1 protein-coding gene is annotated in these 686 nt (G+C 68.2%); it reads right to left on the bottom strand.

The genetic code is table 11. The features are described from left to right. Positions 1-90 precede the first annotated feature (90 nt). A complete protein-coding gene (locus IF09_RS0139575; protein ID WP_030304438.1) occupies positions 91-510 on the bottom strand; it encodes a hypothetical protein in 420 nt (139 codons plus the stop codon). Positions 511-686: the final 176 nt, after the last annotated feature.

The following is a 686-nucleotide window of genomic DNA, read 5'->3' as shown; positions in this document are numbered from 1 at the left end:
CCCGTGGGTTGTCGTGGTGCATGCGGATGCCGGAGGGGCGGTGGGCCTCTCCGGCGTCTGCTGTGTGGGGCGGGTTGGGGTGGGTGGTTGTCACTTGCCGAGCTTGGCCTTGAGGTCCTTCTTGACCTGGTTCTTGATGTTCTGCTTGTTGACCTTGCCGCCGGTGCCGGTGCCGTCGCCGCCTACGGCGGTGGCGTCGCCGGTGTTGATGGCGTCGGCGCTGGCGTTGCCGCCGGTGGCGTTGCCGGTGGTGATGACGCACTTGCCCTTGCAGGTGCCGACTCCGGTGTTGGCGTTGCCGCCGGTGGCGGTGCCGCCGACGGTGGTGTTCTCGGCGTTGGCGTCGCCGCCGGTGCCGATGCCGTCGGCGCTGTCCTGGGGGAGGGTGATGGCCTGGGGGGTGGTGGTGGGTGCGGCCATGGCGGTGGCGGGGAGGGCGATGCCGCCGCCGAGGAGGGCGAGGGAAGCTCCGGCCAGGACGATGCGGCGGGTCGGGAAACGCTCGAACATGGGAATTCTCCATTCGGCAAGGGGCAAGGGGTTTTGTGTATCGCCCTGGGGGTGGGCCGGGGATTCTGTTTGGCCTTTTGTTTTCCGGGGGTTTCCCCGGTGGGGGCGTAGTTCCAATAAACCGTGTGGGGGAGCGGGCGTCACGCCACTCGAATACGTGGCTTGACGAGGTGCAT

This window comes from Streptomyces katrae, from assembly GCF_000717655.1.
GTDB classification, from domain to species: domain Bacteria; phylum Actinomycetota; class Actinomycetes; order Streptomycetales; family Streptomycetaceae; genus Streptomyces; species Streptomyces katrae_B.
This window is presented reverse-complemented; position numbering and strand designations above follow the sequence as displayed.